15 protein-coding genes and 8 pseudogenes are annotated in these 24687 nt (G+C 70.9%); 10 read left to right on the top strand and 13 right to left on the bottom strand.

What is annotated here, in order from left to right; translation table 11 throughout:
* Position 1: 1 nt before the first annotated feature.
* Positions 2-545: pseudogene (locus UG55_RS40955) on the top strand (hydroxymethylglutaryl-CoA lyase); the annotation flags it as partial.
* Here UG55_RS40955 and UG55_RS29605 read toward each other — a convergent pair.
* On the bottom strand, positions 535-2463 hold the full coding sequence (locus UG55_RS29605) for a hypothetical protein (RefSeq protein WP_066072138.1): 1929 nt from the start codon (positions 2461-2463) through the stop codon (positions 535-537). The pseudogene UG55_RS40955 and the gene UG55_RS29605 sit on opposite strands and share 11 nt — an antisense overlap.
* A 34-nt stretch (positions 2464-2497) precedes the next feature.
* A complete protein-coding gene (locus tag UG55_RS21225) occupies positions 2498-4354 on the bottom strand; it encodes a hypothetical protein (protein WP_128423113.1) in 1857 nt (618 codons plus the stop codon).
* A gap of 300 nt (positions 4355-4654) precedes the next feature.
* On the opposite strand from UG55_RS21225, the gene UG55_RS21220 reads away from it, so the two are divergent.
* Entirely contained in the window at positions 4655-7414 is a 2760-nt protein-coding gene (locus UG55_RS21220) for a helix-turn-helix transcriptional regulator (protein ID WP_066072131.1), read from the top strand.
* Positions 7415-7517: 103 nt separating this feature from the next.
* On the opposite strand, the gene UG55_RS21215 is transcribed toward UG55_RS21220, so the two are convergent.
* Both UG55_RS21215 and UG55_RS21210 read right to left on the bottom strand, forming a co-directional pair.
* Positions 7518-8975 carry an MFS transporter gene (locus UG55_RS21215; RefSeq protein WP_066072128.1) on the bottom strand — a complete coding sequence of 486 codons (1458 nt, stop codon included), beginning with the start codon at positions 8973-8975 and terminating at the stop codon, positions 7518-7520.
* A gap of 79 nt (positions 8976-9054) precedes the next feature.
* Entirely contained in the window at positions 9055-9639 is a 585-nt protein-coding gene (locus UG55_RS21210; protein ID WP_066072126.1) for a TetR/AcrR family transcriptional regulator, read from the bottom strand.
* A gap of 167 nt (positions 9640-9806) precedes the next feature.
* Between UG55_RS21210 and UG55_RS21205 the strand changes: the two genes are divergently transcribed.
* Positions 9807-10487: a bifunctional 2-polyprenyl-6-hydroxyphenol methylase/3-demethylubiquinol 3-O-methyltransferase UbiG gene (locus UG55_RS21205; RefSeq protein WP_066072123.1), complete on the top strand. Its 681-nt coding sequence runs from the start codon at positions 9807-9809 to the stop codon at positions 10485-10487.
* A gap of 22 nt (positions 10488-10509) precedes the next feature.
* Here UG55_RS21205 and UG55_RS21200 read toward each other — a convergent pair whose 3' ends face one another.
* The 3 genes from UG55_RS21200 to UG55_RS21190 form a co-directional block, all read right to left on the bottom strand.
* The gene (locus UG55_RS21200; RefSeq protein ID WP_066072119.1) at positions 10510-10860 is read right to left on the bottom strand and encodes a DUF6221 family protein; all 351 of its coding nucleotides are present in this window, start codon (positions 10858-10860) and stop codon (positions 10510-10512) included.
* Positions 10861-11065: 205 nt separating this feature from the next.
* Positions 11066-11656, bottom strand: coding sequence for a TetR/AcrR family transcriptional regulator (locus tag UG55_RS21195; RefSeq protein WP_066072181.1), 591 nt, complete (start codon positions 11654-11656; stop codon positions 11066-11068).
* Positions 11653-12540 carry an HAF repeat-containing protein gene (locus UG55_RS21190; protein WP_242424891.1) on the bottom strand — a complete coding sequence of 296 codons (888 nt, stop codon included), beginning with the start codon at positions 12538-12540 and terminating at the stop codon, positions 11653-11655. The genes UG55_RS21195 and UG55_RS21190 overlap by 4 nt, the downstream gene beginning before the upstream one ends.
* Before the next feature lie 3245 nt (positions 12541-15785).
* Here UG55_RS21190 and UG55_RS21180 point away from each other — a divergent pair.
* A complete protein-coding gene (locus tag UG55_RS21180) occupies positions 15786-16097 on the top strand; it encodes a hypothetical protein (RefSeq protein ID WP_066072113.1) in 312 nt (103 codons plus the stop codon).
* Positions 16098-16213: 116 nt separating this feature from the next.
* Here UG55_RS21180 and UG55_RS21175 read toward each other — a convergent pair whose 3' ends face one another.
* From UG55_RS21175 to UG55_RS21165, 3 genes are all read right to left on the bottom strand, one after another.
* Complete coding sequence (locus UG55_RS21175; RefSeq protein WP_066072110.1) at positions 16214-16393, bottom strand: hypothetical protein; 180 nt, start codon at positions 16391-16393, stop codon at positions 16214-16216.
* A 299-nt stretch (positions 16394-16692) separates the two neighbouring features.
* Positions 16693-17421 carry an SGNH hydrolase domain-containing protein gene (locus UG55_RS21170; RefSeq protein WP_083987053.1) on the bottom strand — a complete coding sequence of 243 codons (729 nt, stop codon included), beginning with the start codon at positions 17419-17421 and terminating at the stop codon, positions 16693-16695.
* A 323-nt stretch (positions 17422-17744) separates the two neighbouring features.
* Positions 17745-19340 (bottom strand): phospholipase D-like domain-containing protein, encoded by a 1596-nt coding sequence (locus UG55_RS21165; protein WP_066072172.1) that lies wholly within the window; start codon positions 19338-19340, stop codon positions 17745-17747.
* A gap of 470 nt (positions 19341-19810) precedes the next feature.
* On the opposite strand from UG55_RS21165, the pseudogene UG55_RS40950 reads away from it, so the two are divergent.
* The 3 pseudogenes from UG55_RS40950 to UG55_RS47765 form a co-directional block, all read left to right on the top strand.
* Positions 19811-20092, top strand: a pseudogene (locus tag UG55_RS40950) (polysaccharide deacetylase family protein); the annotation flags it as partial.
* Between the two features lies 1 nt (position 20093).
* Positions 20094-20512, top strand: a pseudogene (locus UG55_RS40945) (polysaccharide deacetylase family protein); the annotation flags it as partial.
* A 107-nt stretch (positions 20513-20619) separates the two neighbouring features.
* Positions 20620-20688: pseudogene (locus UG55_RS47765) on the top strand (VapC toxin family PIN domain ribonuclease); the annotation flags it as partial.
* Positions 20689-20690: 2 nt separating this feature from the next.
* Here UG55_RS47765 and UG55_RS40940 read toward each other — a convergent pair.
* From UG55_RS40940 to UG55_RS40930, 3 pseudogenes are all read right to left on the bottom strand, one after another.
* Positions 20691-21131 (bottom strand): annotated as a pseudogene (locus UG55_RS40940) (aldehyde dehydrogenase family protein); the annotation flags it as partial.
* A 1-nt stretch (position 21132) separates the two neighbouring features.
* A pseudogene (locus UG55_RS40935) lies at positions 21133-21957 on the bottom strand (aldehyde dehydrogenase family protein); the annotation flags it as partial.
* Between the two features lies 1 nt (position 21958).
* Positions 21959-22262: pseudogene (locus UG55_RS40930) on the bottom strand (aldehyde dehydrogenase); the annotation flags it as partial.
* A 470-nt stretch (positions 22263-22732) separates the two neighbouring features.
* On the opposite strand from UG55_RS40930, the pseudogene UG55_RS40925 reads away from it, so the two are divergent.
* The 3 genes and pseudogenes from UG55_RS40925 to UG55_RS21145 all read left to right on the top strand — a co-directional run.
* Positions 22733-23171, top strand: a pseudogene (locus tag UG55_RS40925) (response regulator transcription factor); the annotation flags it as partial.
* 1 nt (position 23172) lies between these two features.
* Positions 23173-23458: response regulator transcription factor (locus tag UG55_RS40920; protein ID WP_242424889.1), on the top strand; the 286-nt coding region annotated here is incomplete at its 5' end.
* Between the two features lie 967 nt (positions 23459-24425).
* Positions 24426-24629 (top strand): hypothetical protein, encoded by a 204-nt coding sequence (locus UG55_RS21145; protein ID WP_066072098.1) that lies wholly within the window; start codon positions 24426-24428, stop codon positions 24627-24629.
* The last annotated feature ends 58 nt before the right edge of the window (positions 24630-24687 follow it).

Below are 24687 nucleotides of genomic sequence, written 5' to 3'. Positions count from 1 at the left end.
NCGCCCTCCGGCTGGAAATGGTGCAGCGCGCCGTCGATGCCGGGGCGACCGGGGTCTATTTCGCCGACACCGTCGGGATGGCGAACCCGGTGCAGGTGGCCGAGTCGCTGGAAAGCGTCAGCGGGCGGTTTCCGGGCCTGGAGATCGGGTTGCATCTCCACGCGCGCAACGGCTTCGCACTCGCCAACGTGCTCGCCGCCCTCCAGGTCGGTGTCGACTGGCTTGAGTCGGCGTTCTGCGGCATCGGCGGCGACTTGTGGTTCCCCGGTGAGCCCGACGTCCTCGGGAACCTGCCCACCGAGGACCTCCTCGCCTTCACCGCCGCGATCGGGGTGGCGACCACGGTGGACGCCCAGCTCTATACCCGGGTGTCGGAGCTGGCCCGGCAGGTGACCGGCCGGGAGCCGCTCGACCACTACACCCGCGGCGGGTCGGCGGCCGGCATGGTGGATACCTCGTGGCCCGAAATCCTGCGCACGTTCGACGGCGTCACCACGACCCGGGGCCAGAACCCGGCCCCGGGTCGCGCGGCGGTCAGTCGCTGACGATGCGGTAGGTGGAGACGGCGGTCCGGCGCATCGTGCCGGGATCGACGTCGAGGACGAGGTTCTCCCCGTTCAGGCCGAACATGGACAGCCGGATCCGCCCGCCGCCGTCGACCGCGAACGCACGGAGCGCGTCGGCCTTCGCCACCTGGCGACCCAGCTTCTCGCCGGGTAGAAACCTCGGAACCTCGCGTGCGCCGGAGGGGTAGGCGGACAGCACGGAGTCCACGACCTTGATCTCGCGAGGCCCGTGAGTGCCGTCAGGCCGGAACTCGTAGCTGTCGAAGACGAGGCCGGGGTGGCGTGGGTCGGCGGCGGCGACGCCCGCTATCTGACGCGGGGCGACGAGCTGCCCGTCTGGCAGCACGACTCCCACGACCTTCGCGTTCACGGCTACCGCGCGGTCGGGGTGAGCGAGCGAGAACTCGATCGCGTCCAGCCGTTCGAGCGTGTTCCAGATCGGTTTGGCCAGCAGGCTGCGCTGCCTGGCCTGCTGCGGTGCGGAGAGCTGGTCCAGCCGGGCCTTCCACTGGATCCGCTGCCGGGCGAGCAGGCGCTCGCCCGCCGCCCGGCGCAGCAGGAGCGTGCCGCGGTCGAGCTGAGGCAGCGCTCGCCAGACTGGATGGCGAGCGGCGGGCAGCACCGGGTACTGGACCACCGGCCGGCCGCCGGGGCGAACGGCGCCGTCGGTGAAGGCCGGGCCCCGGGTGGGCGGGGGCGGCGGGACGTCCCCGGAACGAACCGGGTGTGCTGGTCGAGGCGGGGTCGGTGATGGTGGGGGCGGAGGTGTCGGGGGCGGAGGTGTCGGGGGCGGAGGTGGTGGGGGCGGCGTCGGCGGTCCGGTTGGCCTGCGGGCGGGTGGCGGAGTGTGCGTCCCGGTCCGCGGGCGGCTTCCGCCGCCGCGCCGGGTGGGCGCTCCCTTCGGCCCCAGACCGGCGGTGGTGACGGTCGCGACGAGGGCGGCGGCCGCACGGGCCGCCTCGCGGCCGGCCTCGCGCGCGAGCTCGACGCTCTCCCGGATATGCCCGGCCTGGCTGGCCCGCAGCGCGGCGCCGGCGATCTCGTTCGCCTGCCACCCATGCTCGAGGACGCCGACCATCGGGTTGAGGGTGGAGTTGACCGCCTCCCAGAACGATTCCCCCTGCGCGAGGTGCTCACTGAGCTGACGGATCAGATCGAGCGTCGCGCGGATCGCCGCGCCCTGCGGGTCGAGCAGCGTGTCGGCCTGGCCGGCCGCGGCGTGGGTCAGCGTCGACAGTCCTTCGGCGAGTATCCCCTGCAGATATGCCTCGCCCAGCGTGGCGGGCCGGCTCCGTGCGAGGACCTGGTCGACCTGCTCGTCCAGAACTGTGGCCAGTGCGTCCAGCGGGGCTACCCGAAGCAGCGGCACCGCCGCCGGCCAACCGAGGGGGGCCGTCGCCGGCGGGCTCAGCCGGGCCCGTTCCCGCAGCGACAACCACTCGTCGACGACCGTGTCGAGCAGCGGCAGCAGGCTGTCGGTGGCATCTGGACCGTGATCGGTGGCAGTGTCCGCCGAGCCGTCCTCGATGTCGTCGTCGCCTGCCGGGATCGGCGCCGGTGCCGAGCGAACCGCGATCGGGGGCCCGGCCCGCGGGATCGTCGGGGTCTCGGAACCAGGTGCCGTTCCCGGCTCGGCCAGGACATCGTCGTAGCCCGATCGGGCGGCTGTGCCCGCGTCGACGGGCACAGCCGCCGCGACGCCCACGGCCTCGGCGACGGCGGTGGCGGTGGCCGTGCCCGCCGCCCCGCGCCGGGCGACAGCGGCGGTGACGGGAGTCGTGCCGGTGTGACCAACCGGCAGTTCGGTGTGGACCACCCCCGTATAGCCCGCTGACGAGGAGTAACCGGCGGTGACGTCCGAGTAGGTGATGGCTGTGTATCCGGCCTGAGTCGTCATCGGTCTGTGCTCGGTTCGGTTTCGGGCTGGGTGATCAGTGCGAGATGTTGTTTGTCGTCGCGAGCGGCACGATCTCGATGTCGGGCTGATCGCCGAGGGTCTTCTCCCAGACGGTCGCCTTCTGGTCGGCGTCCGCGGCGTCCACGAGTTCGAGCGCCTTCGCCGTCCGGCGGGTCTCGGTCTCCCGCCATATGATGTCGGCCTCGCGTGCCCGCAGGTCCAGGGCCTGAAGGGCGGCGGCGTAGGGATCCAGGGCGTCAGCCCGACCGAGCAGTGCCTCGATGATGACGCTGTCGGTGCGGAGCACCACCGAGGTCTTGCTGGTGACGACGCCGTCGACCTTCCGCGGTTCGCCGGCCTGGCCGAGCGGCTCTCGCTTGATCCTCCAGACGACGTCCTTCGCTAGCGGATCGCCCTGGTGAGCCAGCGATCCGTCGCTGTCGATCTCCGCGTCCTTCCAGTCGGTGAGCACTCGGTTCGCCCCGGAACGCCATTCCAGCATCGTGATCGCGTTCCCGGTGTGGTCGAGGCACTGCGCGACAGTCGCCAGGATCTTCCGCCCGACCTCCGCGCGCCGGCTTTCGACGAGGTGCTTGTCGAGCAGGTCCCGGATCCCGGCGAGTTCGACGATCTCGGCCGAACCGGTCTTCCCGTTGAAGAAGGCGAGCTGGACCGAACGGAGCACGGTCACCACCTCGTAGGTCTGGTTCAGCTCCCGGAAAACGAAATTGAGCACGCGGCGCAGGTTGGTGTTCGTGATCTCCCGGGTGGTCGAGTTCTCCTCACCGGTGGTGGTGGTGACGGCCGCCGTCGAGCTGACCGCCTGCCGGCGCGCGCTGTTCACCTGGCTCGCGTGTTCCGATGCCGATCGGCTGACACTGGCGGCGAAGCTCTGCCGGGCCTCCTGATGATTCGCCGCGAAACCGGCCTCAAGGGACGCCTTGGCGCTGACGAACCCGAGTGAGCCGGAGGCCGAGGCCTTGGTGTTGACCGACACCGCCCAGCCGCCCTGGTCCTGGAACGCCGAGCTGGTCTCCTTCTCGAGCTGCGAGCTGAAACGCTCCTGGGCGGCGGTGTCGGAGGAATCGAACACCGAGGTGCTGTCCTGCCGGTCGGTGGTCGACTCCCGCCAGGTGCGGATGGCGATCGTGGTCCGCTCGCCTGGCAGGAGGCTGAAGGTGTTGATCGTGCGTCCCAGCCCGTAGTCACCGAGAAAGGCGCTCACCTGGTAGGTCTCTACCAGCGCGAGCGTCGGCCGCGGCCCGGCGGACGCGTCGACGGGGATCAGCCGGGTGCTGTTCCCCAGGCCGGGTGCTGGAACGTCGATCGTCATGAGTTTGCCGGTGGTCGCGAGGTCGACCTGCTTCTTGACCATCCGGTCGAGGTAGGCGTCCAGGATCGGTGCGGGCGTCACCGACAGGGCGGCTGAGGATGCCAGCTCCGACGCCGCCAGAGCCGCCGGTGCCGGCGCCGGCTGCGGCGGCCCAGGTAGCACCGGCGAAACTCCGACGGCTGGCTGGCTCCCGAACGACCCGGTGGACGAGGCCGGGCGCGGCGGGCCGCCGTCAACGGTCAACCTGGCGGCGGTCAGCGGGCTCGGCACGAGACCCGGTATCACCAGCCGCTCGTAGTAGGCCCGGAGCCGCTCGGCGGACACCGCCACCACATTCCCGGCCGACAGCTGGACGACGCCGAGCTCGGCCAGTGACTCGCCCGGCTTCTTTGCTGTCTCGACGAAATGGTCCGCCGGCAGGTCCAGCGGCACGATCCGTTGAAAGGAGTACTCACCCGGCAGCGGAATGTCGTATCGGATCCGCGCCGCGGCGTTCCGCGCGTCATCGCCGAATGCGGCCAGGTCGGCGGCGTCCACGGGGTCTGAACTCAGCGGCATGTGCGGGTTCCTTCGGTGAGATCGTTGTCGGCCCGGGTAGTCGGCCCGCCGGAATCGGTCCGCGTCGGGCCGCGCATCCGGGCCCAAGTCTGGATGACNGCGGCCACGCTGCCATCGGGTGTTTCCCCACCGCTGCCGCGCATCGTCGTGTAGCGTTGCCGGCGGGGATTCGGGATATCCCTCGAAACGGTCTTTCCGGATAGTCGCCCCGCTTGCGGGGGCGCACTGGGAAAGAGCTGGTCAGCGGTATCGGGCCACCATCACACCTGTATGAATGACTGATCGGCGCGCGGGGGAGCGGTGATCGTCGGCAGGGCACGGGAACGGAAGCTGCTCGACCGCCTGCTGCGGGCGCTGCCGACCGGCGGCGGTGCCCTGGTGATGTGGGGCGAGCCCGGGGTCGGTAAGACGAAACTGCTGCACTACGTGGGCAGCGCCGCGGGCAACATCGCGGGCGCTCGCGTGCTGCGGCTCCGTGGCGTCGAGTCTGAGATCGAGCTGCCCTTCGCCGGCCTGGCCGATCTCCTCCTGCCGCTGGCCGAGCACATCACCGCACTGCCCGCCGCGCAGCGGCAGGCGATCGAGGCCTGCCTGGCGCTGTCCGTCGCACCGGTTACCAGTCCCTACGCCGCCTGTGCCGCGGCGCTGAACGTCCTGGCCGCCGCGAGCGAATCGGGTCCGCTGGTCATCCTGGTCGACGACCTGCACTGGATCGATCCAGCCACCCGGCAGGTGCTCCTGTTCGTGGCCCGCCGGCTGGAGTCCGAGCGGATAGTCGTGATCATCACGACCCGGGCCCAGGAAGGCACCGGCACCGCCCAGCTGGTGCTGCCCTCGGTCGAGGTCACCGATCTGTCCCCCGCGCACTGTGCCGATCTGTTGCACACCCGCGGAATCGAGGTCAGCCCGCCGGTGCTGGAGCAGTTGATGCTCCGTGCCGGGGGGAACCCGTTGGCGTTGCTGGAGATGGCCGTGGCGCTGCGGGCCGCGCAGGCGCGGGGTGCCGAGCCGCTCGGGTTCTCGCTGCCGCTCGGTGACCAGCTCGAGCGGGCGTGGGCGAACCGACTGGACCACATACCGGAGGACTGCCGACAGGCACTCGTCCTGTTGGCGGCCTGCCGGTCGTCATCGACGAGTCTGCTCGCCGCCGCACTGGCCGTCGGTGGGCGCGCGCTGTCCGACCTGGATCCCGCGCTGCGGGCGGGTCTGGTGCGGGCGGACGAGGCGCGGGTCGAGTTCCGGCATCCGCTGGTGCGGACCTATCTGCTGCGGCACGCCGGCCCGGCGTCGCTGCGTGCGGTGAACCGCCTGCTGGCCGCTGCCTCCACCGGCGACCAGCGGACCTGGTATCTGGCCGGGGCGAGCGCCGACGTCGATGAGACGTTGGCGCTCGCCCTCGCGGAGATCGCGGACGGCTGCCGCCGCCGCGGCGCCTACGCGGAAGCTGCCCGGGCCCGGCGACGTGCCGCCGATCTCACTCCGGCCGCCGCGGAGCGCGCCCTGCGTCTGCGGGATGCCGCGATCGACGCACTGCTCGCCGGCCTTGTCCGGGAGGCGGACGCGTGCTCCGAGTCGGCGCTGCGGCTCACGGCCGATCCGGGGTTGCGTGCCGAGCTCACGGCCGTCCGTGGCCGGGTCCGCTCGATCAGCGGCGATCCGGCCGGCGCCGCCGACGACCTGGAGCAGGCCGCGGAGGCACTCGCGGCGAATGATCCCGCGACCGCCTCCGTCCTGCTCGCCGAAGCCGTCATCGCCGCGGCCCTCGACAATCGGAACGTCTGCGCGGCGCGGCTGGCGCTGCGGTGCCAGGATCTCGTCACCCGGTCGGGCCTCGATCCGCTGGCCGATCTGGTCACCGCCTGCATCGCCTTCGGCTTCGCCGCGGGCGGACAGCACGCCGCGGCCCGTGAGTACCTGCTGGGGCACCCCCCGCCGAGCGGCGCCGGCGACCGACTGCCGCTGGCGATCAGGGGGCGGACGCTCGCCCTGGTGCATGCCGATCAGGAGGCGGCCCGGGCGCTGTCAACCGTGATCGTGGACGCCCGGCGGTCCCACGCGCCGGCCCGGTTCGCGCACTGCCTGACCGCGAGGGCAGGCGTCGAGTTCCGGCGGGGGCGCTGGGCGGTCGCGTACGCCGACGCCACCGAGGGCCTGCGCTGGGCGGAGGAAATTCAGCAGATTCCCACGGTGGGTGACGCTCTTGCCTGCCTGGCGCTGCTCGACGCCGCCCGCGGCGAGCGAGAACGCGCCGAGCAGCGGGTGGCCCGGCTGCGCCGCCTCGCGGGGCGGATGCCGCTGGGATGGCTCGAGGTCCGGGCGGCCGGGATCCTCGGCTTCGCGGCGTTGTGCGCGGGTGAGTACGAAAGCGCCGCCGCCCACCTGATGCACGCCTGGTCGCACGACGTGGACCCGGACACGGCTGCCGACGGCGACCGGGTGCACGAGGCTCCCTACGCCGCGGACCTGGTCGAGGCCCTGCTCCGCAGCGGTCAGGCGGAGCAGGCCAAGTACGTGCTGGACTGGCTCGACGCCTGGGCGCGAAGATCCGGTCTGGCGGACGTCGCGGCTCTGGTGGCCCGCTGCTGTGGGCTGGCTGCCGACCGTGCCGAGGTGGCAGAGGCCGAGTTCGCCACCGCGCTGGCAGCGCACGCCCGGCATGGCGTGTCCTTCGAGCGGGCGCGCACCCTGCTCATGCTCGGCGAAACCCGCCTGCGGTTCCGGCAGCCGCGGGCGGCACGAGCCCCCCTGCGTGCGGCACTCGGGATCTTCAGCTCGCTCGGGGCGGCGCCCTGGGCGGCGCGGGCCACCGCCGCGCTGGCCACCGTGGGCGGCCGGCAGCCCCGTCCCGGCTGGTCTTCCGTGCTGGAGGACATCACGCCTCAGGAGCTGCAGGTGGCCCGCATGGTCGCGACCGGAATGAACAACCTGGAGGTCAGCGCCGCGCTCTATGTGTCCCGCAAGACCGTCGAGGCACACCTGACCCGGATCTACCGCAAACTCGGCGTGCGCTCGCGGACCGAGTTGACGAGGCTGCTGCTGACCGAAGGCGTCGACACCTGAGGTCGCCGCCGGCTCCCTCGGGAAATTCGCCGGCGACCCGCATGTGGTCGGAGGTGAGCCGCGACGGGCACCCGGCGGTGCCCGTCGCGGCGTGGCGTGGCGGTCAGAGCTGGGCGGGCTCGAGACCCAGGCGTATCGCCGGTTCGGCGAAGTGCTCCTCGTTCGGCTCGGTGGCGGGGGCCGCCCGGTGGCGGGGCACGAGCAGCGAGCAGAGCATGCCGGCGCCGGTCACCGCCGCGCCGACGGTCAGGGCGACATGCAGCCCGTCGGTGAACTCGACGGCGTTGGCGTAACCGCCGGCCGCGGCGAACACCGAGGCCAGTACCGCGATGCCGAACACCCCGCCGACCTCGCGGAAGGCGTTGTTGACGCCGGACGCCACCCCTTCGTACTCGGTGGGCACCGACCCCATGACCACGTTGGCGACCGGCACGAAGAACAGCGCCATACCGATACCGGAGATGAGGAAGGCGGGCACGAGCGCCAGGAAGGTGGTGTCGGGGGACAGCTCGACCCGAAGCCAGACCAGTCCGGCGGTCATCATCGCCAGGCCGGTGACCATCAGTGGGCGTCCGCCGATCCGGTCGGAGAGCGGGCCGGCGATCGGCGCCACGATCAGCGGCATGGCCGTCCAGGGAAGGGTGCGCAGGCCGGCACCCAGCGGCGTGTAGCCCATCACGTTCTGCAGGTACTGGGAGAGCAGGAAGATCGAGCCGAACATCCCGAAGGAGAAGAGGACCGAGACCGCGTTGACCGCCGCGAACCCCCTCCGGCGGAACAGGCTCACCGGCAGCATCGGCGCTTCCCGGCGCCGCTCCGACCGCATCTCCCAGGCGACGAAGGCGACCAGCGCGACCGCACCGACGATGATCGAACCCAGGACGCTGCCGCTGGTCCAGCCGTGGTCCTGGCCGCGGACCAGACCGAGGACGATCCCGAGCAGCCCCAGGCTGACCAGAACGGTGCCGGCGATGTCGAGCCGACTGGACGGACCGCGGCTCTCGGTGAGGCGGGTGAAGGCCAGCGGGATCGCGGCCAGGCCCAGCGGGACGTTCAGCCAGAAGATCCACTGCCAGGCGGCGCCCTGGGTGATGGCCCCGCCGACCAGCGGCCCGAGCGCGATGGCCAGGCCGGACACCCCGCCCCAGATACCGAGGGCGGCCCCACGCCGCTCGGCCGGGACCGCGGCCGAGAGCAGGGTCATCGACAGCGGCAGCACGATCGCCCCGCCCACACCCTGCACGGCTCGGGCGGCGATGAGCGTGCCGATGGTGGGTGCCAGCGCGGCCGCCGCGCTGGCCAGCGTGAAGATCGCCAGGCCGGCGGCGAAGACCCGGCGCCGGCCGAGCCGGTCGCCCAGTGTCGCGGCCGGCAGCAGCAGGACCGCGAAGGAGAGGGTGTAGGCGTTCACCGTCCATTCCAGCCCGGCGAGGCTGGCGCCGAGATCCTCGCGGATCGCTGGCAGCGCCATCGTGACCACCAGGTTGTCCAGGGAGGTCATGAAGGCGGCGAGGCAGGTGACGATGAAGGTCCAGGTGAGGCGGTTCCGGTCGGTGGTCATCGGCGTCCCTTCAAGGTAGTGACTGACCACTTCCATGTGCGATCAAAAAAAATCGTGTTGCTGCTCGAGGGGTGGAAGCTCAGTCGGCGGCTGCGCCGCCGGCGGTCTCGGTGTTCGAACACAGGGTGCCGTCGACCAAGGCCGCCTTGCTCGCCTGGATGCTTTGCTCGTCGCCCTTGCAGACGATCTGGGCCCAGCGCTCGTCCACGGCGGGCAGATCCATGGCCGCGGAGACGTTGCAGAGCATTCCCATGGCGAAGAACGCCCGCACGATGTCGGCATCCACGCCGGTGAGGCGCTCGACCGCGTACCAGAGGTCGCGGAACCCCCGCCGGGTCACGCTCCGGATCTCCGGATCGCCGCAGGCGGCGTAGGCCTGCATCTGCATCAGCAGGTAGCTGGGCTCGGCCAGCAGGTCGTTGTAGGCGTCGGCGATCGCGGCCAGTGCCTCCTGCCCGGATCGCTCGCCCGCCGCGGCATCGAAGGCGATGACCGTACGGGAGAAGGTCTCCTTCACGGCGGCCAGGAACAGGCCCTTCTTGGAGCCGAACAGCCGGAACAGGTAGGGCTGGGAGATTCCGGCGGCCGTCGCGATCGCCTCGGTCGACGTGCCCTCCAACCCGCTGCGGGCGAACTCCGACACGGCTGCCGCCAGCACTGACACACGGCGTTCCTCCGCTGTCTGCCTCGCACCGGTCGCAGCCACGTTCCGTAAGCTAGTGCTCAATCACTTCCTCGTCAAGGCAGGCCGTGATGTCGGCGCTGGGCCGAGATTTGCCGCCTCGGCAAATTTTCTTTGGGGCCCGCGCGGGCGTGGGCGAGAGTGGCGCCATGACTGATGACCTGGCGTCGGGATCGCGCACGGCAGAGGCTCTCCTGCCGGCAGACGGCTACCTCGGGGACCCCGCGGTGCGGGCGGAGTGGGACCGGCGGTACGCCGAACGGGAGCGGATGTGGAGCGGCCAGCCGAACGGCGCGCTCGTGGCCGAAGCCGCCGGGCTCAGGCCCGGGCGGGTGCTCGACGTCGGCTGCGGCGAGGGTGCGGACGCCATCTGGCTCGCGCGCGCCGGTTGGGACGTGACCGCGATCGAGGTCTCGGGTGTGGCGTTGGAACGGGCGGCCGGGCACGCGCGGGACGCCGGCGTCGCCGTCCGCTGGGTGCACGGCGGACTGGCCGAGGCGGGGCTCCCGCCGGGGTCCTTCGATCTGGTCTCCGCGCAGTACCCGGCCCTGCTGCGCACCCCCGACGCCGCGGCCGAGCGAGCGCTGCTGGCGGCGGTCGCGCCGGGCGGACTGCTGTTGCTCGTGCACCATGCGGGCATGGAGGACCGCGAGGTGCACGAGGGTGGCTTCGACCCCGCCGACTACGTGTGGCCCCGCATGGTCGCCGCGCTGCTCGACGACGCCTGGGAGGTGCAGGTCGACGAGCAGCGGCCACGTATCGCGCCCGACGGTGGCGCCGGTGCGCACCACGTCGACGACCTGGTGCTGTGCGCGCGCCGGCTGCGTTGAAAGTGCCCGGCGCGCGGCGCGGTCAGACTTCGTCCGGCTCGTCCGGCTCGTCCGGCTCGATCGGTTCGATGCCGAGCATGCGGGCCATCGGCCGCAGAGTGGCACAGATCCGGCCGTCGGGGACGCGCCATGGTCCGTTGTCGCCCTCGCAGTCATGGTCGTAGCCGTGTAGGTCGACGATCTCCCGCGCGTTGGCGCAGAGCGTGCGGACGGCCGCCGGGTTCCACCGGGCTATGTGCTCGGCGGTCGGGGGCGCGACCCCGGTCCGGCCGGCGACCTGGCGAGCGTTCCAGACCGACGCTCCTGGGACGGCCGACGCGGTCCGTTCGAGGTGATCGAGGCGGTCGAGGATCCGGGTGCGCAGGTCAGGCACGGCTGCGACCGGTGCCGGTAGGAACGCTCGCGTTCATCACGCGAATGATCGTGCCNCGGCCGACGGCGGCGGGGCGGGTGACAGGCACGTCGGTGGGGCGCGGCGCAGGCATCGGTGCCGGGGGCTCGGCGCCTCGCGGGGATGCGGAGGGGCGTGCGGTGCTCCGACCACACGGTCCTCCGACCACCAGTCCAACCACACGGTCTCAGTGCTCGGAGGGCGGGCGTCCCCGCCACCCGTACTCCAACAGGTCGAGCACATACCGGATCCGTTCCTCGTTGACCGGTACCGAGCCCGCTCGGAGCGCCGCGGCGAGCACTACCAGCAGGTCGATGATCTCGATGTCCGGGCGCGCCGCCCCTGTCGACTGGGCGCGGGTCAGCACCCGGCCCCCTGCCCGCAGCGCTGCCTCGGACCAGCAGTCGTAACCCTCGTCGACCGTCCACCCATGGCGGCGTCGCCGGGACAGCCCACCTATCTCAATGGCGTGCCGGAGCGCCCCGTCGAGCCACCCGTACAGCGCCTGCGTCGGGCCGCACACGGTGCTCGTCTCGTCCGCGAGTCGGCACAACGCGCGGATCTCGGCGTCGAAGGCGGCGTTGAGGAGCGCCTGACGATCGGAGAAGTGTCGGTACAGGGTCCCCGGGCCGACCTTCGCCTGCCGCGCCACCATGGCCAGCGGAGCTCCCGGCCCGAGCGCATCGAAGATGTCCCGCGCGGCCTCCACCAGCCGACTTTCGCTGTGCAGGGCGTCGGCCCGCCGGGCACGCGGGCGGTTGGGCGGCGCCTCCGTCACGCCCACCGGCTCCTCGGCGCGGCGGGCCATACGGCGGCAACCGGAAGCAGGTCCTCCCTGGTCGCGCTGCCGACCAGGGCGTTTCCCGCGGTCACTTTCGCCACACTGCTGTAGGGACCGCCGAGCGTTCCATGAACTGTCAGAGCTCCGCGGTACCAGGTCGCCGCCCGCTGGCCACCGGCCGCCGACATGGTGCCGGCGACCAGCCCGTTGTCGTTGATGTCCACGGGATCGAAGGCGGAGGCCGCCGGGCCGAGCTCGATCCGCTGGCCGTTGATCCAGAGGAATCCGCGGTTCTGCGTTCCCACGCTCCGCACCAGGACCTGGCCGTGGGAGGTGATGGCGAGCGCCTCACTGTTCTGGTCACCCGGCAGTACTCCGAGATCCGTCATGTGCCCGCGCTGCCAGAGAAAGGCGCGCAGCTGCCCGTCGGCGGTCAGGCTGTGCCCGACTACCTGACCGGCGTTGTTGATGGATACCGGGTAGCTCACCGGGCCGCCGAGCGTACCGAGGTCGTACATGCGGCGGTCCCACCACAGGGCCGCCCTGGTCGAACCATCCGGCCGCTGATGCGTGCCCACGGTCTGCCCGAGATCATTGACGGCGGCCGCGGAACTGTGGGAACCGGGAGTGCCCAGGTCCTTCATCGTCGCCCCGACCAGCTCGAACGCGTGGAATTCTCCCGCGGCTGTCGTGCTGGTGCCGACGATTTTCCCCGAGGTGTTCACCGCCGTGGCGGTACTGATACGGCCGCCGAGCGTGTCCGTCCCGCCCAGGAAGCCGAGCGGCTGCCAAACCCCGCGGAACCAGCGAAAGGCCTGCCGATCATAACGGCCGACGATGTCGCCCACGACCACGCCGCTGCTGTTGATTGCCGTCGGCATACTGTTGACGGGCAGGTGGCGAAGATGTCCGGCTTGCCAAAGAAAGCCGGCCACGCCATACGGGGAGGACTGCCAGAAACCGGCACAAAGCCCTGAACTGTTCCCGCAGACCACGGAGCCGGCCCAGGGCTGGGGGGCTGGTATCGGGATCGGCGTGGACTCTGCCCAGGCGGAGCCGGGCCTGGGCGCCGTGCTCGCCGTGTCGAGGAGGGAAGGCCCGCCCACGGAGCCCGCCGGCTGCGTGCCGGCGTCCGCGAAGGCCGGCCTGTTCGACGCGAAAAACGACGGCGCGGCCGCCGTCAGGAACGCCGCCTGCAGGACGAGGCGACGGTTTCTGTCCCGCATGTCTTCTTTTCCTCAGATTCTCTTCCGGACTTGACGAGTCCGTGTCCGACGGGAATTGCAGAAAGCGGCTCCCGGACTGCCGGGTAGCACGCAACGGCCAGCGTGCGGGAAACATCTGCCNGGCGGCCGTCATGGTTTGCTGGGGAGCGCTCTACGCGCGGCACGTCGAAGTCATCCGAAAAAAGTGGGAGATTCGGGTCGGGCTCGACCGCCGTCAACCGCTTGTCGGCGAAGGGCGCCGGGTTCCTCCGCCGAGCGGGACCTCGGCAGATCACCGCCTTCTGCTGGGCAGCCGATCCGGAGACAGGACGGCTGCCAAATACCTCGACTGAGTCCGGTTGATTACGTCGGCACGCTGAGGCTCGGCCCCCGTTCCCCTTTCTCTCCCGTGCCGGGACGGCTGACGAGGTCCTCAGTACGGGAGTTCGCTGGAAGCGGTCACAACGATTCGATGACCCGGTTGTGGTCGGGCCGCGAGCCGCGGCCCGCCGGGTTCAGGGGCGCCCAGCGGTGTGCCGGTTGACCAGGAAACCCCCGCGGCGCCTGGTTCTCGCCGGTCGACCACGAGACGGGAACATATTCATCTACTCTTGGGCGGGGAGGTGGAATCGTGCTGGCCCTGCCCACCGGCGGCAGCAGGCAGTGGCACTTTCGGAAGAGCCTGACGGCGCGCATGGACGTCGGCTTCAGGGCGGGGCGGGGCGGGGCGAGGCTGCCCGTCGAGGCGGGACCATAGCTGAACCGCGGCGTTCCTTCGAGCAAGCCGCCGGCTCGGCGGGTCATCCCGGAGAATAGCCCTCCGCTTGGTAACGCGACCACTCTGTCGGAGCCCTGGTTGAAGACCTGGCGGACTGGCTGCGCCGCACGAACTCCGGACCGTGCGGGACAGGCGCGCAGCAAAAACTGCTCAGGAGATGACCAGCCACTGGTAGCCATTTTTCGAGGGACTGCGAGGAAGGCGATCCCGGGGCTGCCGCCCCGCGCGACCGGAAGGTCGATACCAACGGCGGGAGCGCAAACTCGTCCGCCGGTGCGGGGTTGACCGATTACGGATGGGAGGCGATTGCTCATTGGTGCGAGTTTCGGGCGCACCCGTGATCCTGCTGTGGTCCTTGATGGCAGGCATCTCCTTCGGACGCTACCCTCGCGGTAGATCACTTCTCGATGTGTTGCTGGCTACTTATCGACCGTCGGGGGTGCGTCCTGAGCCATTGCGTCGTGGGCGGGCGGCGGCGAGGGGTTCGAGCATCTCGCCGGCGGTGTCGGCAGCCGAACGGGTTGTGGGACCCTTGCTCCAGGTTTTCATCCGCCGACGGATGTCGGTTTCGAAGGCGGAGATGGTGCGGTGGGCGGATCGGCCCGGTCCGTGGTTGGTCAGCTCGGGGAGCAGGGTTCCGCGCCGTTCCTCCACGACTGGAGGTTGGGGTGATGGGCAGGTGATGGCGCGGGCGGCGGGTCGGTTCACGGCCGGTGCGTTCGGAACAGACGCGATTTCAGCCCGAACGTTCGCCGTGTTCGCGAGGCCGTCGACCGCGGCGGCCAAGCGCCCTGAAGGTCGCCCTGGAGTCCCAGTGACTTTTGCGAGTCTCATCGCCCGATCCAAGTGCAGGCCGGGGTCCAGACGGACGTTCAGTGCCGCCTGCTACTCAGTCAAGGGAATTTTAGTCCCGAGCCTATTATGATCAATGACCTGTCGGAGAGTGAAGTGCGTCGGACCTGTAGACGGCTGGAGCGGACCGTGGCCGGGTTCGCTCGACGAATGACATCCACCCGGATAGGAGGGTGAAGTGTGGCGAAACCGAAGGAAGCTAGAGCGGACCGTGGCCGGGTTCGCCTCAACGAACGCGATCTCCACGCAATCGAGTGGATCTTTGACATGGGGGCGATCTTCGAGAAAGATATCCCCGCGCTTGTGACGCCGGCATCGCCGATCTCGAAGAACGCCGCGCGGTCGATCGTGAGCCGGTNGGAGAAGGCGGGAGTGGCACACGCCGAGGCGGTACTCGCCCACCAGGGCCGGCTTGTTCGGCTCACCCGCGAGGGTAGGGCACTCGTCAGCGGAGACAACTTTGTGGAGGTGACACTCTCGGGTGCGGTGGCGGTGCCGGGCGTGGTGGCGAGCGACGTCTACCGGGCCATGGTGAGCAGGGCACGATTGCGGATCGAGCGGCACGGAATAGTCGGTACCCAGGTGCGCAGATGGGTAAGCGAGCGCCAGTGGCGCCACCAGAACGCGGATCATCCCGGGAGCGACGGCTACAGCCCCAACGGGGTGGTGCACCTGGAGAGTGGCGAGCTGGGCCTGGTGCATGTCGGGCATACAACCGTCGCGGTCGAGGCCCTGCGGCCGAGTATCGCGGAGCTGATGCGCTCGTTTCCGCTGATTGTCCTCGTGGTACCCACCGAGCTGGTCTCGATCGCGGAGGAGTTTCGTGCCGCGCTTCCTCCCGGCCAGGCGCGGGTGGAGGTCGTGGACTTCTGAGTCGCCCGCCCGCACCCGCGCCGCCCGCGCTCGCCGGCGGCGCGTCACACGACCAGGAGCCGGGAGCCGGGGCCGTCCGGTTCCACCCTCGCGGGGTCGACGCCAAGGGTGAGTCCGACGGGGGTGGAGCAGGCCGCCGACCCCGGGTTCGTCCCGCTCGGTACCCGTTCCCGGGCCGGGCCGGGCCGGGGCTGAGGGTGCCGCTCGTCGGTTCCCTCGCCGACGGGGCAATTCCGCCACCGGGGGATTAGCGGTGAATAACTTCCTTAACGTCCGGTGTTCTGCGCTGGGGAGAATGCCGCGGGTGGTGAGTATCCACGCCTACTCCATTGTCTGCTCGCGCTCCTGGTAGCTGTTGGGTAGCGTTCTGCCCGCGCCATCAACGCGGAACAACAGCCATGACGAAAGGGCTCATGAGATGACTCAGCAGGAGCATCAGCAGCGCCAGCAGGTGGAGCAGCAGCTGCGCCAGAACTGGCGGCAGCTTCGCTACCGTCTTCTCGACCAGTTCGGTCAGGTCAGCGCTTCTGACCTGGACGCGGCAACCGGTATCAACGACCTCATCGCGCGGATCGCGGACAAGACCCACCACAGCGAGCGTTACGTCGAGAACCGCCTGCGGGAGCTGGCCGGCGTCGGCGCCTCCGAGGGCGGGCAGTCCGGTGAGCGTTTCGGCGGCGGGGAGCAGGGCGGCCAGGGCCGGCAGGGCCAGCCGTTTGGCAGCCAGTAACAAGGCTCCTTGCGCCGGGTGGGCGCGACGGGAACACATGCGGGCCCCTGGCCCTGACCCGTCGCGCCTGCCCGGCCTTCGCCGCGTCAGCGGACCTCGGTGGGCCGCACCCGCGGTCAGCAGGCCCGGTCGGCTGACGAAGCCGCGAGCAGCGATCGGAACTCAAGAAGATCGTCCATGAGGTTGGCGGTCTCCAAGGTCCGTGGCATCCGGCGGAGCTCGTCCAGCATCGCGTCGGTTTCCGACACGGTGGGAATTCCGTCCACGGACGCCGCCAGCGACACGATATCGGCCATGGGATCACCCGCCAGTCAAGGTCAAAGGCACGCCGCCTGGTCGGTCAGTTGCCCGGGTTCCTCAGGGTCACGCATATTGGTTGTGGCCGTGTAACACCCGGCTGCCTCGTCCGTAAAACCTGCCGGTGGCCGTATGCGCCGGGCACTGAGCAAGCACGGCTGTTGTCCTTCTCCGTGGTCGATCCATACCCCCATCGCAGTCTCCGGGAACATCCCGGAGGGTGCTCGTCGCTCCTCGCCGCCGCCCCCGGGCCGCTGCCCGGCTTCTCCAACCGCCCCCCATACGTCCGGACCGCCCCTCAGGGGAGGGGAGAGACCTCGGGGCGGGCGGCTTCGGCCAGAGCGCGGCCGAAACGTTCGGCGCCGAACGAGCGGGTGGGGCAGGGGGTCATCGCGGGCTGGGCTATCGGGCAGAAGTGCACCCCGTCCGGACTGCGGACCTGAACCTGGCCGTCGGCGTCGCAGTCCTCGCCGGTCTCACAGGGCAGCCGCGGGGTGAACTGCCCCCTGACGGTGAGGACCTCCCCGGCGGGGGCCACCCGGACGTTCGCCCGCGCGCTGGCGATGTCCCGCCAGAGCCGGTGGAGCTGGGTGTGCCCGTCGCCGTCGACCAACTGGTCCTGGCGGGGCGGGGAGTCCGCGAGCACCACCTCGGCGCCGCGCCGGGTGAGGATCTCGACCGCCTCGGTCACGTCGGTGCGGTAGGCGGTGAGCAGGTCCCGGTCCCGCATGCAGTCGGAGCCGGTGTTACCGGAGAAGGAGAGCACCGCGACCGTCGGGCGCCAGCGGCGGGCCTGCTTGCGCATGTCGTCGAGCCAGTCGCAGGGCGCGGTGCCGCCCCAGGTGCGGGTGAGGGTGTCGACGGAGTCGTCCGCCTCGGCGGCCTCGACGAAGGCGTCCCGGGACTCCCAGGCGAGCGAGTCGCCCCAGAGCACGACGCGTTGCTTCTCCGGGTCCTCGCGGCCGGCTGTCAGCGCGATGACGGCCAGGACCGCGGCCGCCGCGAACATCCAACCGATGACGCCCACGCGTGGGATGTTCAGCGCGACTCCTCTCAACGTATGCCCGCGAGGTGTCCGGGTGTGAGCGTCAGCCGACGCCCGGACGCGGACGCGGGTCTGCAGTGACCGACGAGTCCGGAGCCGCTTACCGTCGGACACAGACAGGCCACGGACGACATCGTGCTACATCGCCGTGCCACTGCCGGGCCCACGGTGAGGAGCGCCGCGGATGTCCGTCTGCGCTGCGACGGACGCCCGGCGACATCAGGGTCATGGCACGCGGAGCGGCACCGGACCCACGTAGGCCTTGTGCGTGTGTTACGCGCTGAGAGCGGGATACCCTCCGACCGTCACCAGGCGTCGTCCCGGCGCATACGCCGCGGTCGGCCGTCCGGGTCGTAGAGCGAGTGGTAGAGCGGAGCCGACCAGGCGCGCGTGAGCGGGTGCAGACGCCGCGGCTGGTGCAGCCGGATCCGACCGGGCGGGCGCGGCCCCACCTGACCGGCCTGGTGCCAGGCCTCCAGCTGCTCGGCCCGCCGCCGGAAGGCCTTGAACCCCGTCTCCGGGTCGATCAGCTCGGCGTCGTCACCATCCCAGTCGAGGTGCTCGCGCCACAGCTCCAGCCGCAGCTCGCGGGCGAACACCCGGGCCCCGTCACCGAGTCCCCCGGGGTCCCGCGGCTCGCGCTGGTCGAGGGTGGCGTCGATGGTCGCGACGGCGAGCTCGGAGTCGTGGCTCCACGAGCGCCGGTTCAGGTTGTCCGACCCGACCGAGGCCCAGACGTCGTCCACGGTCACCGCCTTCGAGTGGACGTAGACGGGTGTCCCGGCATGGTTCTCCACGTCGTACACACCGACCCGGTCACCACCGGCGGTGCGGCAGATCTGCAGCGCCTGTTCCCGCCCGACCAGATTCGGCGGCAGCGTGAACCGGCCGCCCTGGGTCGGGAAACGCGGGACGACGATCACCAGGTGCAGCTCCGGCTGCCGGCGCAGCGCGTCCGCGAACAGGCGGGCGACCTCGGTGGACCACATGTACTGGTCCTCGAGGTAGATCAGGCTGCGCGCGCGGCCGAGCACCTTGCGGTACGCCCGCGCGATGGAGCGTTCGCCCTTGCGCGCGAACGGGTAGTGGGGGCGCCTGCGCGGGTAGGTGCGCAGGACCTGGACGGCGTGCGGCCCGGCGGGCGGGGGATCCGCCTGCTGCGGCGGCAGCGGTTCCGGGTTCGTGTGCACCGCCGGGCGCAGCCGGTAGAAGGCCCGGCGCACCGGGTTGGGGTTGTCGAGGCTGGCGGGATCCTCCCAACGCTCCCGGAACGTCCGCTCAAGGTCGCCGACCGCCGGCCCGTGCACCTCGACCTGGATGTCGTGCCACGGCGGGGCCTGCCCGTAGGCGTCGGCCATCGGCTGGCTCTGCGGGTCGCCGGCGTGCGCGGCGTCGTCGCGGCGGCTGTAGCAGAGGTCGATGCCACCGGCGAAGGCCACCGCGGGCCCGGCGGCGGGTCGGACGATGACCAGCTTCTGATGGTGCGAGCCGTTGCGGTGCACCCGGTGGTCGAGCACGACCTGGGCACCGGAGCGGTTCAGCTCCTCGGCCAGGCGCCGGTTCGGCCGCGAGCTGAACGACAGCAGCTCCAGATGGGAGCGCCACATCAGGCCACGGACGGTCACGCCCCGCTCGGCCGCGCGCCCCAGCACCCGGCCGATCTCGGAACCGGCACCGTCGAGCCGCTGGTCGAGGTCGCCGCGCCAGTCGGTGAACAGCAGCAGGTCACCCGCGCCGAGGCTCTCGGCGACCGCCAGCAGCCGGGAGAAGTAGGCCCGACCGTGCACGAGCGGTCGGACGAGGTTGCCGGTGGTCCAGGCGTGCCCGTCAGGATGGCGGCTGTCCAGGTCGGTGTCCGGGTTGCCGCGTTCCTCGGCGGTGAGGAACCACTCGTCGAGCATGTACCGGTCCTCCTTCTCGTCAGCCTGCTGGACCGGCGGCAGCTCGCGACGTTTCGCCAAACATCGGTCGCCGGGTGAAGATCCGGACCATCCCCGGAGGGATCTGTTCCCTCACCCGGTCCCGGCGAACCAATCGTGCGGGTACACGGAATGACGGCGATGGTGTGGGACAGTGTCGATCGCGGGCTGATCCGTCATCGGGCCNGCCACTTCGCGGCAACGCCCGGTGTGGCGACATATGACGAGGCAAGGCAGGACACGGCGGCACAGCGGCACGGCGACACGGCGACAGCGGCACAGAGGCGCGGCGGCACAGAGCGGTGGGGGCCATGGGGCGGCGACAGGTAGCCCGGCGGCATGAGGGAGCGGTGCCGCGAGGTATCGCGATCGCGCGGGAGCGGAGTGGCGCGCGGGCCGGAGCACGGGCGTGGGGTGATGCACGGGCGTGCCCAGGGGGGCCGCCGCGCCGAGTGTCTGGCGGGCCCGCGGCGCTCGCGGCCACCGGCGGCGGGCTCATCGCGGCGTCCGCCCTGCTCTATGGGCTGCCGTCACTCGCGACGCTGCGCCGGGTGCGCACCGTGGTCGCCCCAGGCCTCGCCGGGGTGGGGCGCGCGGATCATGTGGCGCTGACCTTCGATGACGGTCCGGACCCGGTGTCCACACCCCGCTTCCTCGAGGTGCTGGACGAGCTCGGCGTCCGCGCCACCTTCTTCGTCCTGGGCGGCATGCTGGAACGCTCGCCCGGCCTCGCCNGGGAGATGGTCGCCGCGGGGCACGAGCTGGCCGTGCACGGGTGGGACCACCGCCCGATGCTGCTGCGTGGTCCGATGTCGACCTTCGACCAGCTTGCCCGGACCAGGGATCTGGTGACCGACACGACCGGCCGGGCCCCGGTCTATGTCCGTCCGCCGCACGGGGTGCTGTCGTCCGGGGTGCTCGCCGCCGCCAGCCGGCTCGACCTCACCCCCGTCCTGTGGACGGCGTGGGGTCGGGACTGGACGGCGACGGCGACTCCGACCGGTGTGCTGGCCACCCTCGAACCTGACCTGCGCGGTGGTGCCACGGTGCTGCTGCACGACAGCGACTGCACGTCGGCGCCGGGTGCCTGGCGCAGCGCGCTGGGTGCGCTGCCCGAGCTCGCGGCCCGCTGCGATGACGCGGGCCTGGAGCTCNGGCCACTCGCCGACCACGGTCTGCGCACGGGCCGCCGGGCGCAGGTCTCCAGGCGACAGGTAGCGCGGTGAACGGCTCACCGTCACCGTGGCTGGCCGGCCAGCACGACGCCGTCGCCGACAGCTATGTACGCCTCGCCGCCCGCGTCGTCGAAGTCGGGCGCCAGCCCCGCGCAGGCTACGTCTCCGGGTAGAGGGAGTAGGACGGGAAGTTGCCGTAGAGGCGCTCGTTCGGGTCGTCGCTGACCGTGACGGCGCGGACGAGGTGCTCACCGCCGACGAACGCGCCCTTCCAGGACGCGCCGCGGCCGCCGAACGGCTCGGCCCGGTCGCCGCGGGAGCGGGGCTTGTTGACACCGACCTTGAACGCGGCGAGCTCCCCGGACAGCCGCCGGGCCGTGGCTTCGTCGTCGCAGGCGAGGGAGGCGACGAGCGCGCCGTTCGAGGCGTTCATCGCGGCGAGCAGCTCGGCTTCGGAATCGACGATGACGATGCTGTCGACCGGGCCGAACGGCTCGGCGTGGTGCAGCGCGGCCGACGGCGGCGGGTTGAGGATCGCCACCGGCGGAACGTAGGCGGCGCGGTCCTGACCGGGCAGGAACCGGCCGTCGGCCAGATCNCCCCGGTACAGCGGCACACCGCCCTTCGCGATCGCTTCGTCGACCTTGCCGGCGAGCTCCGCGGCCTTCTCCGCGGTGATCACCGGGCCGTAGTCGAGGTCTGGCAGCGGGTCGGAGTCGTTCTCGACCGCGAGCGGGTGCCCGAACCGCACCGAGGAGACCACCGGCAGGTACATCTCCAGGAACCGGTCGAACAACTGGCGCTGCACGACGTAACGCGGGTAGGCGGTACACCGCTGCTTGCCGTACTCGAAACCTTTCCGCAGATGCGTGGCCAGCAGGTCCCACTGGGAGAAGTCCCAGATACCCCAGGCGTTCAGGCCCTCCTGCTCCAGGAAGTGCCGCTTCCCGGTGTCGACGAGGGCGGCGGCGACCTGCCCGCCGGCCGACCGGCCGCCGACGAACGCCAGGCAGCCGATCTCCGGCGCGCGCACCAGCGCGGACGACAGCCGTGAGCCCGAGCCGGAGACCAGCGACACCGGCAGGCCCGCACGGCGGGCGAGCGCGCAGGCCAGGGTCAGACAGGCAGCCCCACCGTCGGTGGGGGTCTTGGCGATGGCGGCGTTACCGGCCAGCATCTGCACCAGCATGGCGTGCATGAGCACGCTCATCGGATAGTTCCAGCTCGCGATGTTGCTGACCGGGCCGGGCAGCGGTGACCTGCCGGCGCTCATCCCCTCGATCTCGTCGATGTACCAGCGGACACCGTCGAGGGCGCGGTCGACATCCGTGCGGGCGAGCCGCCAGGGCTTGCCGATCTCCCAGACGAGCAGCAACGCGAGCAGGTCCCGGTGCTCCTCCATCGCCTCGACCGCGGCGCTCACCNGAGCCTTGCGGTCAGCCAGCGGAACATCGCGCCATTCCTTGTGATCGTCCAACGTCGCCCGGATCGCCTCCCGGGCCGCATCCGGATCCAGCATCGGCGGCCCCGCGATCGGGGACCCGTCAACCGGCGAAAGCGCATGCAGCGGACTACCGACACGGCGCCACTGACCACCCCACAGATTGAGCAGACGGTCCTCGTCGAAGGCCTCGGGGGCGACCTGGCGGGCCCGCCCGTAGGCGTCGGCCCAGGAGGTTCCCGGCTTCAGTCGCAGGCGGGGCGGTGGCGTGCTGGCGGCGGCGTTCATCTTCTGAGAGTCCCTCTGATCCGATCGTGGCGCCACCAAACAGACCTCAAAGACGTCGTACATCCAGTACATCCAGTTGCCTTGGATAACTGGTAATGAAGTGGCCGTTACCCTGACCGTGCGGCCGCCGGGTGTTGTTGGCAGGTTCTGGTGCGTGGCGCGATGAATCCGCCCCCGGTGCCGGGTGGAGTCCGGTGCGGNGTCGGCGCGGGTTCCAGGCCCGGTCAGGGGCTGCGCGGCGACCGAGTGACGAGCAGAAACGGACGGGAAGGGGGAACCTGGCGCAAAGCCGCGTACCATTTCGGCTATGTCGGACCTGTTAAGGACCTGGAAGCGGGGGGTGGCTTCAGCGTGCCTGCNACCTCGGGTGTGTAGTGCATCACGTAGAGTGGGCAGGTGTCCGAACCGGCTTTCGTTCGCGGTGGTGAAGCCGTGAGGCGAAAAAATCGAACCCGATTTCCGGATGTGTGATGACGGCCAGTGTGGTGCCGCCGTCGGCCGCTGATGCCGACCCGACCCGTGAGGCGACGCCGATACGGGTTCTTGTCGTGGATGACCATGAGCTCTTCCTCCAGGGCCTGCAGACCGTCCTGGACACCGAGGACGACATATCGGTGGTGGGCAGGGCCGCGGACGGGCAGGAGGCGCTGGTACTCGCCTCCGGCACCGCGCCGGACATCGTGTTGATGGACGTGCGGATGCCGGGGCGCGACGGCATCGCCGCGGCCGGCGCGATCAAACGGGCCGTCCCGCGGGTGCGCGTCGTGATGCTCACGGTGTCGGACGAGGAGTCCGACCTGTTCGAGGCGATCAAGGCAGGTGCCGTCGGCTACCTGCTGAAGTCGATCCCCCCGCACGAGGTGGCCGACGCGGTGCGGGCGGTGCACAACGGCCAGAGCCTGATCAGCCNGTCGATGGCGTCGAAGCTGATGGCCGAGTTCGCGACGATGGCCAGGGGCGGTGGTGGCAGTGAGGACCGAACCCGCGCGCATGCGCCGCACCTGACCGCGCGTGAGCTGGAGGTCCTCAAGCTGGTGGCCGAGGGCCGGGCCAACCGCGAGATCGCAAGAAAGCTTTTCATCAGTGAGAACACTGTGAAGAACCATGTTCGCAATATTCTTGACAAACTCCAGCTTCACTCGCGGATGGAAGCGGTAATGTACGCCGTTCGTCAGGGCCTGTTCGACATCGAATAGGCCGGTCGGCGCCGCCACGGCCTCGGCTACCGCCCCACCGCCCGCCTCGCTACGAGGCCTACTGGCCTGGAAACCAGGGCCGACAGGCGGGCCGGGCCGGAGGTGTGTCAGGGCCGGAGGTGTGTCAGGGCCGGAGGGGGTGCCAGAGCCGGAGGTGCGCTTTGTGCGCACCTCCTTTGCCGGGTTGGCGGGGCTGGTAGTCCGGGCCCGTCGGATCTGGCGGGCCGGGTAGTCGGCTGCGCGTGCCGGCGGGGTTGGGCTGGGGTGGAGGCACGGATGGGCCGGTCCCCGGNGAGACGAGCATCACTGCCGGTCCGTCGGTGTTGCGGTGAATGACCCTGCGGCACTGTGCCCCGTTAAAGAGTGAATTGTCCGTTCAGGCTTGGTCTGGCGGGCGATCGAGGGGATTGCTGCCGGGGAACGCGGGCCGGGGGCGGCGCAATGGCGTCGCCTGTGCCGCGCGGGGGAAGAGGCACAGGTGGGAACGCCAAAGCGCCGGCCCGACCGTTGCCGAAGAGCAAAGAACGATGCGTTTGCGCAGGTACATCGAGCGCCCGGCCGGAACCAGTCTGCCGTCCGAAGGCAAGTCGGTATGGCACAACCAGGCCACTGAAGTACCCGGAGACCGGTTGCGGCGAGTGGTGGTGAACACTGTTGTTCGGCCCTTTGCTGCATTCCACCCCATACGATGTCGATGTTGGCTAGCGTCATCGCTCGACCGGGGTGGNGGCTGCTCGTGAGACCAGCCGTCCGTTGCCGGGGGCAGTGTTCTGTCGGGGAGGTGAGCGACCCGGCCCTCGCCAAGGGCCACGTCCATGGCCGGCATCGCGCCCGGCCCGCGATCAGTTCAGCGTCCGGCCACTCCTGTGGTCCGTCCATCTCCTGGCCCAGCCGGGCCGCCGAGCGCTGGCAGGCCGCGAGACCACTCGTCCCACGGTTGGTTCTGACCGGGGAGGTGAGTACACCGGTGAACACAGCGGAGCAACCGTCCGGGGCCCACGCGAGCCCGGGTCGTCCGAGCGTCATCAACCAGATCTGTCTGACCTGCCGCGGCGGGCGGGCGGTGTTCGAGCTCCGGGCCGCCGATCAGGGCGGAACCGCACCGCACCTGGAGCCGTGCCGCCACTGCGCGGGCAAGGGCCGGCACGTCGGTCTCATTCCGCCGGTGTGATCATAGCGTTACGGGGTCCGCGCTCCGCGCGTGACCTTCCATGAATCCGGCGGCCCGC

The organism is Frankia sp. EI5c (assembly GCF_001636565.1).
Taxonomy (GTDB): domain Bacteria; phylum Actinomycetota; class Actinomycetes; order Frankiales; family Frankiaceae; genus Parafrankia.
The sequence above is the reverse complement of the archived record's forward strand: the minus strand, read 5'-3'. Positions and strand labels throughout refer to the sequence as shown.